The sequence below is a fragment of the Thermococcus sp. genome, from assembly GCF_015523185.1.
Lineage (GTDB): Archaea > Methanobacteriota_B > Thermococci > Thermococcales > Thermococcaceae > Thermococcus.
In genome coordinates this window covers 13,815-27,765 of sequence record NZ_WAKV01000077.1, presented here as the reverse complement: position 1 = coordinate 27,765, position 13,951 = coordinate 13,815, and the positions used below count along the sequence as shown (strand labels likewise).

Here is a 13,951-nt window from a genome sequence, read left to right as displayed (position 1 = left end):
TCCAGAGGAAAAACGTTGAGGTACAATGAAGATACATCCCGTTCTCATTGGGAGTGCTATGGACATTGCCAAGAAACTAAACGCCAAGGCCCTTGTCATAATGGAAGATGTAAAAGAGAAAGAACTTCCAAAGACAGATTTGCCTATTGTCATAGTTGGCTCCTCCTTTGATGTCGATGACGAGAAAATTAAGAAGGTCTCGATTCCTCAGAACCTTGACCTCAACAACATCCTGAACCTGATTTCAGCGTTTCTCCTCGAACACAACATTCTGAAAGAGGGAGATTCCTTTGTCTACGTTACCGAGGATTCAATTGGAATTAGAACCGTCAAAAAAGGTATCTCAGCCATGAAGAGTTTCTTTGCCCAGAACCAGAACGTTCTTCAAAGGATGCTTGAAATAGCTATTGAGCTCAGCGTTGAAGGCAGGGAGGGAACGCCCGTCGGAACGATATTCGTTATCGGCGACACGAGGAGGGTTTTAAAGCACTCTCACCAGCTGATTCCAAACCCCTTCAAAGGCCACAAGATTAACGTTCTCGACAGGGACAGCAAGGAGATAATCAAGGAGTTCGCCCAGCTGGACGGGGCTTTTCTCATAAGGGAGGATGGGAGGATAGTTTCCGCCGGTAGATACCTTGAAGTCGAACCAAAGGTCATAGACCTAATGCTTCCCCCCGGTTTAGGAAGTAGGCACATAGCGGCCGCTGGGATAACCAAGCTGACAAAAGCGATGGCCATAAGCCTTTCTGAGAGCGGAACTATCAGAATTTTCAAGAACGGGCTAATGCTCCTTGAGTACAACCCGAGGCTAAAGTATTGAAAAAGAAATCAGACGTTGAAAATCCTAATGGTGTTCGTTCCAGCCGTTCTTCCAATGGGTGTTCCCTTGGTCAGGAGAACTGTGTCCCCCTCGTTTACCAGTCCCAGCCCGGTGATGATGCGTATTATCTCCTCCTCGCTCGGTTCTTCGACTTTGAATGGATAGACTCCGTAAGAGAACATGAGGGTATTTGCAACCCACTCATTTGTGACAAAAGCCAGAACCCACTGCCTTGGCTTGAACCTTGCTATTAATCTGGCAGTCTGGCCTGTTCTCGTAGGGGTGAGAATGTACTTGATGTCAATCGAGTTCAGGGCCTCTATGATGCTCCTCGCTATCGCGTCTTTGATTGTTCCCTTCGTAGGCCTCCGTCCCTTCCACTCGTTCATCTTCCACTCAACCGTCCTGCTAGTCCACAGGCTGTCCCTGTAGGTCTCCGTTGTCTTTGCTATTTTGGCCATCATCTTAACGGCATCAACGGGATACTTCCCGACGGCAGTTTCTTCCGAAAGCATGACCGCATCTGTTCCGTCGAGGATTGCATTCGCCACGTCAGTGACCTCGGCCCTAGTGGGAAGTTTCTCGTGAGTCATGCTTTCGAGCATCTGGGTAGCTGTAATTACGGGCTTTCCAGCACAGTTAGCTCTTCTTATAAGCTTCTTCTGGAGAATAGGGAGCTTTTCTATCGGCATTTCGACGCCCAAGTCTCCTCTAGCAATCATTACCCCATCAGAAGCATTCAAGATTTCGTCAAAGTTCCTAACCGCATCGGGACGCTCTATTTTTGCAATCAGGAAAAGATGCCCGTGATGAGAATCAACGAAGCGTCTCACCTTGAGGACATCGTAGGCCGAACCAACGAAGCTTATGCCAACGGCGTCAATACCAACCTCAAGGGCAAACTCCACGAACTCCAAGTCCTTCTCAGTCACGGCCTCGATTGCAAGCCTTGCCTTTGGAACGTTTATCCCCTTGTGGGAGAAGAGGGTTCCACCAACGAGAACCTTACATATAACGTCCTGACCGCGGACTTCTTCAACGCGAAGCGCTATGAAGCCATCGCTGAGGTAAATTACGTCGCCCTTTGAGACCAGCTTCGGGAAGTCCTTGAACTCGACCGGAATTACCGCCTCGTTTCCAATAACGTCCCTCGTCGTCAGCGTTATCGTCTGCCAGCGCCTCAGGTTTACTGAACCTCCTTCGATTTCCCCAACGCGAATCTTGACGCCGGGTAAATCGCCAAGTATTGCAACGGGCCTGTCGAGCTTCTCAGAGACTTTCCTAACGAGCTTTACTGCCTTCTCGTGTTGTTTGAGGCTACCATGCGCAAAATTCAGCCTCGCAACACTCATTCCAGAACGAACCATCGCTGAAATAGTTTTTTCGTTTAAAGATGCCGGACCGAGCGTTGCTATAATCTTAGTTTTCTGCCCCGGAAGTCTCATGGTACCACCTAAGAAAAAACTATGTTATGTCTCTAAAAAACGTTTCCTGAGGAAGGTTTATTAATTAGGGCTTCCTAAACGCTTCGGTGATTGTCATGACGTACTTGGATATTGAGGTCTTCGATGAAAACGGTGAGAAAGTTCGGGTTGGAGATATGTTGAAGGGCAAGTGGACGGTTCTCTACGTCTACCCAAAGGACAACACACCCGGCTGTACGACAGAGGCGAAGGAGTTCACAGAGCTCTTGCCTGAATTTGAGAAACTCGGTTTTCAGGTAATCGGCGTTTCCAAGGACTCCGTCGAAAGCCACAGGCGTTTCAAGGAGAAACATGGCCTTAAGGTCAAACTTCTAAGTGACCCTGGGGTGGAGCTTATAAAAGCCCTCGGTGCGTGGGGCAAGAAGAAGCGCTATGGAAGGGAGTACGAGGGTGTAATTAGGAGCACCTTCATCGTAAACCCCGATGGTAAAATCGTGTGGGAAAAGCGCAACGTTAGGGCGAAGGGGCACGCCGAGAGGGTTCTAAAGGTTGCCAAGGAGCTCATCGGGGAATAAAACGGGAAGTCTTGAGGTTTTCTTTCAGTTTTTCCATACATGGTCTGCAGAAGTTCGCTGGTCTCAAATCCCACTCTTCAATCGTTGCAGGGGGGTTCATAACGCAGGCGTTTGAGCAGTGCTCAAGGCCGAAGGCATGGCCAACTTCGTGGAGAATGCCCTTTAGGAGACGAGCTTTAAATGTTTCAAGTTCCCTATGGAGGATTTTGGGGGCTAAACTTTTAACTTCATCGTCAACATTGGGGCTCTCAAGGGTTCTTAGCGTCATTCTCAGGACATCTGATTCAAAGGGTCTCATGGAGAGCACCATTATCCTTCTGCCAACTCTTTCTGTTTGGAAGCCAAGGAAACTCTCGTATATGTCGAAGTATCTGTTTCTAGAAGCAAGCGGAAAGCTGACTAGACCGAGAATTTTATCCATTGTTAAACCGTTCTTCTTTTCCATCTCAACCTTGAGACGGTAATCAAGAAAGTCAATAACAACCTCCAAGGGATAAAGTTTTACCCCACCCTCGGAGGTTCTGACGTTTATCAGATATCCCGGTTCAAGTGTGAGCTTATCGAGGTATAGAAACCTGATTGGTAATCTCCAGTCTTCAAAGAGTCTATTAGCACTATCGATAACTTCAAACATGGCATCCCTCAGTGTTTTCCCCAAGAAGTTTGTGACATAGGTGAAACCTATGAACTCCATTGCCGACCCTCGCTCGGGTTAGTGTGGACTGGATTTATAAGGGTTCTTAGAGCGTTGAACCACGAAACTTTTAAAGCACCACTCCAAGTGAATATAGGGCGATGGCGTCCGCCCTGGGCTTCGAGTCCGAACTGCCCGAAAGGGCTGATGACGCCTGTTCTCTACGGGAGGTGAGAGAATGGGCTCGAAGCTGTATGAAATTGGTAGATACGTTGACGTTAATAAGGCCATCCGTTACGTAGAAGAAAGACGTCATGAGGATGGTGGTTACTGCTTCGTCAGTGTTCTTGAAGATACCAACGTGAACGATACTTACTACGCTGTCAAAATCTATGACCTTCTTGGACTTGAGTTTCCAGAACCGGAGAAAACAATAGAATTCCTGTCTAAGTCCATACAGCCCCAGACTGCTGTAGTGGCAATAGCAATGGCCCTCGAAGGCCTCGCCATCCTCGGTGCCAAAGACCTTGCGAGGGAGAAGAGCGATATAGTATTCACCAAATACAACCCAGCGGAAGGCAAGTTCGCCGTCGGTCTCGGTGGAAGTGAGGAGTTTGGAACGGCGACACCACTCGAGGCCACGTACTGGGTTACAAAGGCTTTTGAGAAAATAGGAGTGAAATTTGATTCCGAGGAAAAGGACGCCATAAGGGCCTTTGTCATGAAGTTCCGCAACGGCAACGGCTATGGTGTAAAGCAACCAACGACCACAATGACGTATCAAGCTCTGTTTACTCTTTATACTCTCGGCTACAGGCCACCTAAGAGCCCACACTTTAGGAACTGTGAGCTCTGTAGCGACTGGGGTGGGTTCACTGAGGTTCCCTACAGCCTTCCACCTTACCTCGAGCCAACGTTTTACGCAACTAGAGGTTTAGAACTTCAAAACGAGACACCAACATGCCCCAGAAGGCACGTATGGTTTATCAGGCAGATTCAGAACCCCAACGGGGGCTTTAGAAGGAGCCTTGAGCTGGGTATTTCAAACTTCCAAAACACCTATAGGGCCCTAGCAGTGGTTGATTCAATGAGAAAATACCTTCCGTGAGGGACATGGACATAATTGAAATCGAGATTAAACACTCACTGGAGGAGGAAGGCTGTCCTGTCTGCAGGTTAATTGAAAAGTTCGAAAAGGAAGAGATTGAAACAATACTCTACGAACATCCCAACGACCCCGAGGTCAGAAAAGCCTTTCAAAAGAGCCTAGGACTATGCCCACGGCACGCATGGAAGACACTGCGGCTTGCCCTTTCAAATCCCCTCCTCGGTCCACACGGTATCTCGGTAATCTACAAGGACGTCCTGATGTGGTACCTCAGGGGTGGTCAAGCTACAGAGGAGTGTCTCCTATGCAAACTCTCATCAGAAAAAGAGGAGATTCTTCTTGAATCTTTTTCCGAGAGATTTTCCTCTTTTATTGACTTATACGAAAATTCTCCCTCCATATTATGCAGAAGGCACTATGAAGATTTATTAAGCAGGATTAATGATGAAAAACTTAAGGAGAAATTAGCACGAATCCAAAGGAGGAAACTTGAAGGGCTCTTCAAGAGGCTTGAGAGTTTTGTCCAGAGCTTTGACTACAGGTCAGAGAGAAAACCCAATGAGAAAGAGAAACGAGCTCTTACTGAGACTATCGAGTTCTTTGCAGGTAGGGAAATTGGACCGGAATGCAGAGAAAAGAGGAGGGAAAAGAGATGGTTATTGAAATTGAGGTGAGTGGCGAAGAGCTCGAAAGAATCAGAAAAAACAGAAAGGAAATAGAGAAGAGACTGAGAGATGTTGAAGGACTTGAAAGAACTTTAAAAGCTCTTAAATACGAGATTCTTCTTGAGCAAAAGGAAAAACTCTCAAAAAAGCTCAAAGAGATGGAAGTTCATTACAGGGAACTCCTTGAGTTTGAGGAGAGGGCAAAACGGGACAGGGAGTACATGATTAGACTTAGAAGTGAGCTGAGCCGGGAAAACGAAACACTGAGAAAGCAGATAGGTGGGAAAAAATGAAGATAGTGGTGCGTGGAAGGGGAAAGTGGAGAAAAGTAACGTTTAACGTCCCGGATGATATATGGAAAAAAATAGAGGAAGTATGTAAAAGAAACGGTTTCCGGGTTGAGGAGGCACTCAGGATAATACTCCTCAATGGGTATTTGGATAAGTCCATCAGCGAGGAGGAGATATCCCAGCTTGAAAAAGATATTGAAAAACTTGAAGAACAACTCTACGAGCTCGAGGGAAAGTGGTCACCTCTAAAGTTCAGGGCTTATTACTCTGCCGCGGACAATCAAAACCTTGCGATAACTCTCTCGGGGTTGATAGCCGAGAACAAAAGGTTGAGAAAAATGCTTGGCTTGAAAGAGAGGGACTTTTCAAAGGCCGAAGAGTTAATACACTATTACATGTCCTATGCTTTTGGGGACAAAACCAAAAAATTTTAAATAGGTCTAATTAGTTAGCCCCTCCAAGTGCTGGATACAGTTCTTTCATAACATAAACCAGCGGGGACAGGGGTGGTAAGATGAATGTAAAGCCAATAACCCTAATAGCACTGGGAGGAGCACTTGGAGCCATAGCAAGGTTTTACATCTCAGGTATACTGCCGACCTACAGGGACTTTCCAGTAGGAACCCTAATGGTGAACTCCATAGCGAGCTTTATCCTCGGTTACCTCTATGGTCTCCTCTTCTGGGGAATTGACGTTACTCCAGAATGGAGACTTTTCTTGGGGACTGGTTTCTGTGGCGCCCTAAGCACGTTCTCGACGTTTTCATACGAGACATTTTCACTCTTCCGGGAAGGTGAGTACATCCTCGCGGGACTTAATGTTCTGGCAAACGTTTTTGTAACCCTCAGCCTAGTGTTCTTTGGATTCATAATTGCTCGGAGGTAAAGACCATGGTCGAGGTTGAGCACTGGAATACCCTAAGGCTTAAGATTTATATAGGAGAAAACGACCGCTGGAATGGGAGACCGCTCTACAAGGCCATTGTTGAAAAGCTCAGGGAAATGGGTATCGCTGGGGCAACTGTCTACAGGGGAATATACGGCTTCGGAAAGAAGAGCCATGTTCATTCTGCAGATGTGATGAGACTTTCAACCGATTTGCCGATAGTTATTGAAGTCGTTGATAGGGGGTTCAAGATAGAAAAAGCAATCTGTGAGATTAGACCGATGATAAAAGATGGTATGATAACAGTTGAGCCAACAATAGTCGTATGGGTTGGAACAGAGGAAGAGATAAAGAAATTTGAAGAAGATGCAATCCATGAGGGATAATTAGTAGGCTTTCCAATAACTTAATAAAGGGTAGAATCGACGCAGACACAAATTAAAGTTACACTAATATTAAGAGGGGAACAACCATGATGTCACTGGAGTTCGAGATTCCACTCAAGGGGCTCAACAGTGTTATGGACGTTATACTTAAGGAGGACTCCAAGCTCCAGTGGGTCTACTACCGCGAGGACACAGAGAGCGTTATCGTTCGAACCACAGTCTCAAAGAACGCCCTTCAAACCTTCCTCCTCAGGCTGGCCTCCACGGTCGATGTCCCGGTTGAAGTTACGATTGTAGATGAGGGAGAAGCAAGCCGGCTCATCCACGAGGCATTTCTCCTTAGAGTGGACGTTTCCGAGGGTTCCTACCCGGTCGTTATACTGCTCCTCTACAACGTCAGCAAGTTCTACCCAGACACAATCATCGTCGGCACCTCAGCAGGCGCCCCCCAGGAGCTCGTTGATGCCGTCCTCAAGCTGACAATCGGAAAGGTCAACCTTCTCGAAACGGAGAAGGTCAGGAGCTCAATTGTTGACGGAGGGCTCTTCATACAGCTAAGAACCAACCTGCCCAGCAAGTCCGACAAAGAACTGGTTTTAGTCTAAAGGCATTACCTTCTTAACCACCCCCTCGAACCCTCCCCGGTGGTTCCCATGCTCCATCACGTAAGGCTGATTTACGCCACCAAGAGCAGAAAGCTCGTCGGCAAGAAAATCATTCTAGCAATTCCTGGTAGCATAGCGGCGGTTGAATGCGTGAAGCTCGCAAGGGAGCTCATAAGACATGGAGCGGAAGTTCACGCGGTCATGAGCGAGAACGCCCAAAAGATAATTCACCCCTACGCCATGGAGTTCGCCACAGGTAATCCTGTCGTGACTGAAATAACAGGCTTCATTGAGCACGTTGAACTCGCCGGGGAACACGAGAACAAGGCCGACCTGATTCTCGTCTGCCCAGCGACGGCCAACACCATCGGAAAGATAGCCAATGGGATAGACGATACCCCCGTTACGACCGTCGTAACTACCGCCTTCGCCCACACGCCTGTAATGATAGCCCCAGCAATGCACTCAACGATGTACGAGCACCCGATAGTGCTTGAGAACATCGAGAAGCTCAAAAAGCTCGGCGTTGAATTCATAGGGCCCCGCTTCGAGGAGGGCAAGGCTAAGGTGGCTTCAATAGACGAGATAGTCTACCGCGTCATCAAAAAGCTCCATCCCAAGACACTTGAGGGTAAGCGCGTTTTGGTTACAGCAGGCGCGACAAGGGAGTACATAGACCCCATCCGCTACATAACCAACGCGAGCAGTGGGAAGATGGGTGTTGCCATAGCGGAGGAAGCGGATTTTCGCGGTGCTGAGGTGACGCTCATCAGAACGAGGGGAAGCGTTCCAAGTTTTGTCGAGAACCAGATTGAAGTAGAGACAGTAGAGGAAATGCTGGAAGCAATAGAGAACGAGCTGAAGGCCAAAAAATACGACGTCGTCGTCTTGGCCGCGGCCGTCAGCGACTTCAGGGTCAAGAACAGGGCGGAGACAAAGATAAAGAGCGGAAAAACTCTAACGCTTGAGCTTGAACCGACGCCAAAGATAATAGACCGCGTTAAGGAGCTCCAGCCCGATGTGTTTCTGGTTGGCTTCAAGGCAGAGACGGGTAAGGAGAAGCTCGTTGAAGAGGCAAGGAAACAGATTGCCCGCGCCGGAAGCGATTTGGTTGTCGCAAACACGCTCAGGGCATTTGGAAGCGAAGAAAACGAGGTTCTGCTCGTGTCTAGGGAAGGTGTTAAGAGACTGCCAAAGATGAACAAGAGGGAGCTGGCCGAAAGGCTCTGGGACGAAATAGAGAGGATAGCCTTTTAAGGTCTCTTCCCAACTTTATCCTCCAAGGTTGTGCTAAATGGTGGGTTTTAACGAACCGTTGCCATACGTAGGAGTAACACTCTTTCAGCTTGTCTCAGCTTTGATAATCCTCATGGCACAGTTTCAAGGGTTCTTTTGGGAGCTTTCAAGAGGAGCCTCGGACGGACGAAGTTTCGTGGCCCTCGGTGCCGTTGGCATCTCAGTGTTGCCAATAATTCTCAATAAACCTCCAGCTCCGCGCGTGGGCGAAGACAGAGAAATTCGAACTTCGGGGGACTTTTATTGTCTTTATCAACTCGTGCCCGGTTTAATCTTTCGTTTTTTTAATCAAATGGTTCATATTCCCGCTCTTCTATCCACATAGTGGTTACTATGAAGAAAACTAGGTCTCGTCGGCGGAACGAGCCCGGAATCAACGCTTTACTACTACAAGAAATACCTCGAAATAAGCAGGGAAAATTCGAGCCCTACGTTTATCCCGAGCTGAGAATCTACTCCATAAACTTCAAGGAGTTCATACACAACCCGAACGGCTGGGAGGTGAGGAAGGAGATACACATTAACGCGGCAAAGGCCCCTGAACGGGCTGGGACCGAGGTTATAGCGTTAACTGCAAACATCCTCACATCGTCTTTCCCGACGTGAAAAAGGCCGTGAATGTCCCGATGGTGGGTATAATAGATGCACTCATCGAGAAGATGAAAGGAAGGGGCGTTAGGAAGGTTCTCCTTCTCGGAACAAAAACAACGATGACGGCGGACTTCTACAAGAACGCACTCAGAAAAGCAGGATTTGATGTCGTTACGCCGGGCGAGGACAAGATGGACGAGCTCGACATCGAGGAGGAACTGATGTCCGAGAACTTCAGGAGCGAGGCCTGGTGCTCAACCTAATCAACAAATACATAGAGGAAGGAGTTGAGGGCGTTATCCTTGGCTGTACGGAGTTGCCACTGGTTGTCAAGCCGGGCGATGTTAATGCCCAAGTCGTTGACACCGTTGAGATTCACATGAGGAAGCTCATAGAGGTTGCGAGTGAGTTTTAGGTTCTCTTCTTTTCCCACACCGCAAAGCCCTCGACTACCAGAACGTCCAGTCCGGCTTTTCTGAACGTCCTTAGGGCATCTTCTGGCGAGCAGACTATTGGTTCGCCGTGCATGTTGAAGCTCGTGTTCAGCACCGCCCCAATCCCTGTCTTTTTATGGAACTCCTTAATTATGCGATAATACACGGGGTTGACGTCCTCCCTTACCGCCTGGGGCCGGGTCGTGCCGTCAACGTGCACAACTGCAGGTGCTTCCTTTCTAAAGTCCTCGCTCGCGACGTAGCTCATAGTCATGAACTCGTTGGGAGTCCCGTTTAAGTCTTCGAGGTATTCTCCTGCTTTCTCCCATAGGAGAGAGGGCGCGAAGGGCTGGAAGACGTCTCTCTTCAGGGCAACGTTGAGCCTTTCCTTGACGCCCTCATCTCCCGGGTCGGCTAAAATCGAGCGGTTTCCTAAGGCTCTGGGTCCGAATTCCATAGCTCCCTGGAAGAGGCCAACAAGTTTCCCTTCCACCAAGACGTCTGCAACAAACGACGGAACGTCGCTCACCTCCTCGTATTTGAGGCCATTCTCCTCGAGAAAGTCCTCCACTTCCCCCCTACTGTAAGCCGGCCCGAGGTAGACGTGCTCAAGCTTGAATGGTCTCCACCTACCCTCAAGCCTCTCCATCTGGGCCTTCACAAAAACCGCCGCCCCAAAAGCCAAGCCAGCGTCGTCCATAGCCGGAAAGACCCAGAGGTTGTCGTCGCCGACGATTTTTCTAAGAACTGCGTTCGCCTTGACGTTCTGGGCGACTCCCCCTGCGTACGCCACCGGAACTCCTTTGTCCTCGAGTTTCAGACCGAGCTCTTCAATCAGCTTTTCAAGGTGAGCCTGAGTACTGGCCGCTATTTCTATCGCCTTTCTCTGGAGCTTCCCATTCAGGTTTCCGCGCTTCATCTCATCGGCTATTCTCTTTGCGCTCTCAAGGGGATAGCCAAAGAACTCGGCAAGTTTTTTAGTAGCTTCGACGCCGATAACCTTAAGGTGGTTGTCAAAGCTCAGTCCATTCAGCTCGATTATCGCGCTTAAGTCGTATGTAGGCCTTCCGTATGCGGCCAAACTCATAACCTTGCCCTCGTGTCGCATTGGCCTGAAGCCGAGCAGTTCTGTAACAGAGGCATAGAAATCGCCGAGAGAATCAAGGTAAGTGCTCTGGGCAATCCTAACCATCTCACCGTCTCTCGCTATGTAAATCGAGGAACTCAGTCCATCTCCCGCCGCGTCTATGCTAACCGCCAGTGCCTCGCGCCAGCCTGATGTATAGTAAGCTGACGCGGAATGAGCGAGGTGGTGCTCGACGAATAAGACCTTCCTCTTGAAGTCCCCACCAAAGATTGCCCCCAGGTTTTCCTCAAGCTCAAGGAGGCGCTTCTGTCTCCTGAAAATCCCCGCAACGGCTATAACATCGACGTCCTCAGGACTGGCGCTGGCCATCTCAAGAACCTTTTTTATGCTCAGCCTCGGAAAACCGCGGTATTTCTTGATTCTGTTCAAGCGCTCCTCGTTAACGGCAAAAATTCTCTCTCCGTCTATCAGAACCGCTCCAGCGTCGTGGCCGTCGTGGACTCCGAGTATCATGTTACCTCTCCCCACCGTGATTTACTTCCGGGTAATTTACTTTGGAAATAGAGGGAAAAAAGAGTTCAGTAGGTTCTCGCGAACCTCGCTATGAACTTCGCCTCCCTGCCACAGACCGGGCACTTCTTCCCCTCGGGAGCCCTAGCGGTCTCAAGTGGGTAGGGAACACCGAGCATCTTTGCATCGAGCTCTTCTTCCATTTTAAGGCCACACTCCTCCTCGCCACACCACGGAATCTCGACTATTCCGCGCCTGTCCTCAAAGACCTCTTTAGCTTCTTCTATCATATCAACGCGCTTGATGTGGCCCTCAAGGAATTTCTTTGCCCTGTTGTAGAGGTTCTCGTGAATCTCATCTAGGGTCTTCCTGACGTCTTCAACAATATTGTCGCGCTCGACGGTGAACTTCTCCATTGTGTCGCGCCTCGCTATAACTGCCTTCCTCCCTTCAACGTCCCTCGGGCCGACCTCGATTCTAAGGGGAACTCCCTTCAGCTCCCAGTCGTAGTACTTCCTGCCCGGTCTTATATCACGCTCGTCAACGTGAACCCTGAAGCCGGCTTTTCTAAGCTCCTCGGCAATTTCCCTCGCGTACGCGAAGACATCAACGTTGGCATCTTTCTTCGGGATGGGCACGATTACGACCTGAATAGGGGCAATTGTAGGTGGGAGAACCATCCCGTTGTCGTCGCCGTGGACAGCTATAACCGCCGCTAAAAGCCTCTCACTCATTCCGAAAGTCGTCTGGTGGACGTACTCATGCTCTCCGCTTTCAGTCTCGTATTTTATGTCGTAGGCCTTGGCGAAGTTTTGTTTATAGTTGTGCATCGTACCTATCTGAAGGGTTCTGCCGTCGGGCATCATTATCTCCGCCCCGAGGGAGTAGTAGGCACCGGGGAACTTGTCCCACTCCGGGCGTTTGGAGATGATGTAGGGCAGGGCGAGGAACCTAGCGAGCCGGTCGAATATCTCGAGGTCCTCCTTAATCTGCCTCTCCGCGTCTTCAAAGTCAGCGTGAGCGGTGTGGGCCTCGAAAAAGCGGCTGATTTCCCTGACCCTGATGAGGGGCCTGGTGTGTTTGGTCTCGTAGCGGTAGACGTTCACTATCTGATAGACCTTGAAGGGCAGGTCAGCGTGGGAGCGAATCCAGAGGGAGAACATGGAGTACATAGCGGTCTCGCTCGTGGGACGAAGGATGAGCCTCACATCCAAGGGGTCCAAACCTGCATGTGTGACCCAATAGACTTCGTCTTCAAATCCCTTTATGTGCTCGGCCTCCTTCTGGAACTCCGTTTCGGGGATTAGAGCCGGGAAGAGAACCTCATCGTGGCCTGTTCTCTCCATTTCGGCCCTTATGAATGCCTCTATATTGCGCATAATCTTAAGACCGTAGGGGAGCCAGACGTTCATACCCTTGACAGGATACCGCTTGTCGATTATTCCAGCCGTCTCAAGGAGTTCGTTATACCACTCGCTGAACTCGTTGCTCCACTTTTCGCGCTTTACCTTCCCCATGAGCACCACCTAAAGAGAGAACAGGAAGGAGTTTTTAAGCTTTCTTGGACTGTTATCAAATCTTAAGACTCCGGAAATCTTATTAGGGTCGTTTCGATAGAAGTCTCAAGGTGATGTTATGAGACCAAGGGTTGCCGTTCTTTTCAAGATGAAGAGCAAACCGCTTGAGGAGCTCAAGAAATACGCTGACGTTGATGTTGTCCTCTACCCGAGCGTCGATGAGCTCAAAGAGATGATAGGAAAATACGACGGACTAATCGTTTCCCCACTGAACCCCGTTCCCGGGGAGGTTATAGAAAAGGCCGAGAGGCTCAAGGTCATAAGTTGTCACTCAGCCGGCTACGACCACGTTGACGTGAAGAAAGCAACGGAGAGGGGAATTTACGTTACCAAGGTTTCTGGATGGCTCAGCGAAGCGGTAGCTGAGTTCGCGGTCGGCTTAACGATAGCCCTCCTGAGGAAGATAGCCTACGCGGATAAGTTCATTCGCTCCGGGAAGTGGGACTCCCACAAAACCGTCTGGAGCGGTTTCAAGGAGATAGAGACGGTCTACGGCAAAAAGGTAGGAATCCTTGGCATGGGTGCGATAGGGAAGGCCATCGCGAAGAGAATGAAGGCGATGGGAACGGAGATACTTTACTGGTCGCGTTCGAGGAAGCATGATATTGAGAGAGAAGTCGGAGCCGTTTACATGCCACTGGATGACGTCTTAAGGGAGAGCGATATCATTATTTTAGCACTGCCGGCTACACCAGAAACTTACCACGTAATCAACGAGGAGAGGCTGAAGCTCCTCGAAGGCAAATACCTCGTGAACATTGGTAGGGGAACCCTCGTCGATGAGAACGCCGTCACCAAGGCCATCGAGGAGGGCAAACTCAAGGGCTACGCCACCGATGTCTTCGAGAAAGAGCCCGTTCAGGAGCACGAGCTTTTCGAATACGAGTGGGAGACCGTTCTAACTCCCCACTACGCAGGCCTCTCAAAGGAGGCCATGGAGGATATGGGCTTTCAGGCGGTAAAGAACCTCCTCTCAGTTCTCCGGGGAGAGGTTCCCGATACTCTGGTCAACAGGGAAGTCCTCAAAATCCGCCCACCGGAAGAGATCAAGATGCTTTAA

The 13,951-nt window shown here is 49.4% G+C and carries 15 protein-coding genes, 1 pseudogene and 1 riboswitch; of the genes and pseudogenes, 12 read left to right on the top strand and 4 right to left on the bottom strand.

What is annotated here, in order from left to right; genetic code table 11:
* The first annotated feature begins 25 nt into the window (after positions 1-25).
* The gene (locus tag F7B33_RS08990; RefSeq protein ID WP_297063723.1) at positions 26-823 is read left to right on the top strand and encodes a diadenylate cyclase; all 798 of its coding nucleotides are present in this window, start codon (positions 26-28) and stop codon (positions 821-823) included.
* A gap of 8 nt (positions 824-831) precedes the next feature.
* On the opposite strand, the gene pyk is transcribed toward F7B33_RS08990, so the two are convergent.
* The gene (gene pyk / locus F7B33_RS08985) at positions 832-2,268 is read right to left on the bottom strand and encodes a pyruvate kinase (RefSeq protein ID WP_297063721.1); all 1,437 of its coding nucleotides are present in this window, start codon (positions 2,266-2,268) and stop codon (positions 832-834) included.
* A 95-nt stretch (positions 2,269-2,363) separates the two neighbouring features.
* On the opposite strand from pyk, the gene F7B33_RS08980 reads away from it, so the two are divergent.
* The gene (locus tag F7B33_RS08980) at positions 2,364-2,822 is read left to right on the top strand and encodes a peroxiredoxin (RefSeq protein WP_297063749.1); all 459 of its coding nucleotides are present in this window, start codon (positions 2,364-2,366) and stop codon (positions 2,820-2,822) included.
* Here the strand turns inward: F7B33_RS08980 and F7B33_RS08975 are convergent.
* Positions 2,809-3,516: a peptidase M54 gene (locus F7B33_RS08975; protein ID WP_297063719.1), complete on the bottom strand. Its 708-nt coding sequence runs from the start codon at positions 3,514-3,516 to the stop codon at positions 2,809-2,811. The genes F7B33_RS08980 and F7B33_RS08975 overlap by 14 nt on opposite strands.
* A gap of 88 nt (positions 3,517-3,604) precedes the next feature.
* Positions 3,605-3,680: riboswitch (Fluoride riboswitch) on the top strand.
* Between the two features lie 14 nt (positions 3,681-3,694).
* On the opposite strand from F7B33_RS08975, the gene F7B33_RS08970 reads away from it, so the two are divergent.
* The 9 genes and pseudogenes from F7B33_RS08970 to F7B33_RS08930 form a co-directional block, all read left to right on the top strand.
* Complete coding sequence (locus F7B33_RS08970) at positions 3,695-4,564, top strand: prenyltransferase/squalene oxidase repeat-containing protein (RefSeq protein WP_297063718.1); 870 nt, start codon at positions 3,695-3,697, stop codon at positions 4,562-4,564.
* A gap of 5 nt (positions 4,565-4,569) precedes the next feature.
* Entirely contained in the window at positions 4,570-5,238 is a 669-nt protein-coding gene (locus tag F7B33_RS08965; RefSeq protein ID WP_297063716.1) for a DUF6062 family protein, read from the top strand.
* Positions 5,217-5,522: a hypothetical protein gene (locus F7B33_RS08960; protein WP_297063714.1), complete on the top strand. Its 306-nt coding sequence runs from the start codon at positions 5,217-5,219 to the stop codon at positions 5,520-5,522. Before F7B33_RS08965 ends, F7B33_RS08960 begins: the two co-directional genes overlap by 22 nt.
* On the top strand, positions 5,519-5,953 hold the full coding sequence (locus tag F7B33_RS08955) for a hypothetical protein (RefSeq protein WP_297063712.1): 435 nt from the start codon (positions 5,519-5,521) through the stop codon (positions 5,951-5,953). The genes F7B33_RS08960 and F7B33_RS08955 overlap by 4 nt, the downstream gene beginning before the upstream one ends.
* A gap of 80 nt (positions 5,954-6,033) precedes the next feature.
* Positions 6,034-6,405: a fluoride efflux transporter CrcB gene (gene crcB / locus F7B33_RS08950; protein WP_297063710.1), complete on the top strand. Its 372-nt coding sequence runs from the start codon at positions 6,034-6,036 to the stop codon at positions 6,403-6,405.
* Between the two features lie 5 nt (positions 6,406-6,410).
* Positions 6,411-6,791 carry a DUF190 domain-containing protein gene (locus tag F7B33_RS08945; RefSeq protein WP_297063708.1) on the top strand — a complete coding sequence of 127 codons (381 nt, stop codon included), beginning with the start codon at positions 6,411-6,413 and terminating at the stop codon, positions 6,789-6,791.
* 86 nt (positions 6,792-6,877) lie between these two features.
* On the top strand, positions 6,878-7,396 hold the full coding sequence (locus F7B33_RS08940; protein WP_297074200.1) for a hypothetical protein: 519 nt from the start codon (positions 6,878-6,880) through the stop codon (positions 7,394-7,396).
* A 48-nt stretch (positions 7,397-7,444) separates the two neighbouring features.
* Positions 7,445-8,653: a bifunctional phosphopantothenoylcysteine decarboxylase/phosphopantothenate--cysteine ligase CoaBC gene (gene coaBC / locus F7B33_RS08935; protein WP_297074215.1), complete on the top strand. Its 1,209-nt coding sequence runs from the start codon at positions 7,445-7,447 to the stop codon at positions 8,651-8,653.
* 376 nt (positions 8,654-9,029) lie between these two features.
* Positions 9,030-9,698, top strand: a pseudogene (locus F7B33_RS08930) (amino acid racemase); the annotation flags it as partial.
* On the opposite strand, the gene F7B33_RS08925 reads toward F7B33_RS08930, so the two are convergent.
* Both F7B33_RS08925 and proS read right to left on the bottom strand, forming a co-directional pair.
* Positions 9,695-11,317: a carbamoyltransferase gene (locus F7B33_RS08925; RefSeq protein WP_297074199.1), complete on the bottom strand. Its 1,623-nt coding sequence runs from the start codon at positions 11,315-11,317 to the stop codon at positions 9,695-9,697. The pseudogene F7B33_RS08930 and the gene F7B33_RS08925 sit on opposite strands and share 4 nt — an antisense overlap.
* Before the next feature lie 65 nt (positions 11,318-11,382).
* Positions 11,383-12,831: a proline--tRNA ligase gene (gene proS / locus F7B33_RS08920; RefSeq protein ID WP_297063492.1), complete on the bottom strand. Its 1,449-nt coding sequence runs from the start codon at positions 12,829-12,831 to the stop codon at positions 11,383-11,385.
* Positions 12,832-12,949: 118 nt separating this feature from the next.
* Between proS and F7B33_RS08915 the strand changes: the two genes are divergently transcribed.
* Positions 12,950-13,951, top strand: coding sequence for a 2-hydroxyacid dehydrogenase (locus F7B33_RS08915; RefSeq protein WP_297074198.1), 1,002 nt, complete (start codon positions 12,950-12,952; stop codon positions 13,949-13,951).

Bases quoted from the DNA above. Each gene is read 5' to 3' on its own strand.
- F7B33_RS08990 (WP_297063723.1), top strand. From the start codon at position 26: ATGAAGATACATCCCGTTCTCATTGGGAGTGCTATGGACATTGCCAAG.
- pyk (WP_297063721.1), bottom strand. From the start codon at position 2,268: ATGAGACTTCCGGGGCAGAAAACTAAGATTATAGCAACGCTCGGTCCG.
- F7B33_RS08980 (WP_297063749.1), top strand. From the start codon at position 2,364: ATGACGTACTTGGATATTGAGGTCTTCGATGAAAACGGTGAGAAAGTT.
- F7B33_RS08975 (WP_297063719.1), bottom strand. From the start codon at position 3,516: ATGGAGTTCATAGGTTTCACCTATGTCACAAACTTCTTGGGGAAAACA.
- F7B33_RS08970 (WP_297063718.1), top strand. From the start codon at position 3,695: ATGGGCTCGAAGCTGTATGAAATTGGTAGATACGTTGACGTTAATAAG.
- F7B33_RS08965 (WP_297063716.1), top strand. From the start codon at position 4,570: ATGGACATAATTGAAATCGAGATTAAACACTCACTGGAGGAGGAAGGC.
- F7B33_RS08960 (WP_297063714.1), top strand. From the start codon at position 5,217: ATGGTTATTGAAATTGAGGTGAGTGGCGAAGAGCTCGAAAGAATCAGA.
- F7B33_RS08955 (WP_297063712.1), top strand. From the start codon at position 5,519: ATGAAGATAGTGGTGCGTGGAAGGGGAAAGTGGAGAAAAGTAACGTTT.
- crcB (WP_297063710.1), top strand. From the start codon at position 6,034: ATGAATGTAAAGCCAATAACCCTAATAGCACTGGGAGGAGCACTTGGA.
- F7B33_RS08945 (WP_297063708.1), top strand. From the start codon at position 6,411: ATGGTCGAGGTTGAGCACTGGAATACCCTAAGGCTTAAGATTTATATA.
- F7B33_RS08940 (WP_297074200.1), top strand. From the start codon at position 6,878: ATGATGTCACTGGAGTTCGAGATTCCACTCAAGGGGCTCAACAGTGTT.
- coaBC (WP_297074215.1), top strand. From the start codon at position 7,445: ATGCTCCATCACGTAAGGCTGATTTACGCCACCAAGAGCAGAAAGCTC.
- F7B33_RS08925 (WP_297074199.1), bottom strand. From the start codon at position 11,317: ATGATACTCGGAGTCCACGACGGCCACGACGCTGGAGCGGTTCTGATA.
- proS (WP_297063492.1), bottom strand. From the start codon at position 12,831: ATGGGGAAGGTAAAGCGCGAAAAGTGGAGCAACGAGTTCAGCGAGTGG.
- F7B33_RS08915 (WP_297074198.1), top strand. From the start codon at position 12,950: ATGAGACCAAGGGTTGCCGTTCTTTTCAAGATGAAGAGCAAACCGCTT.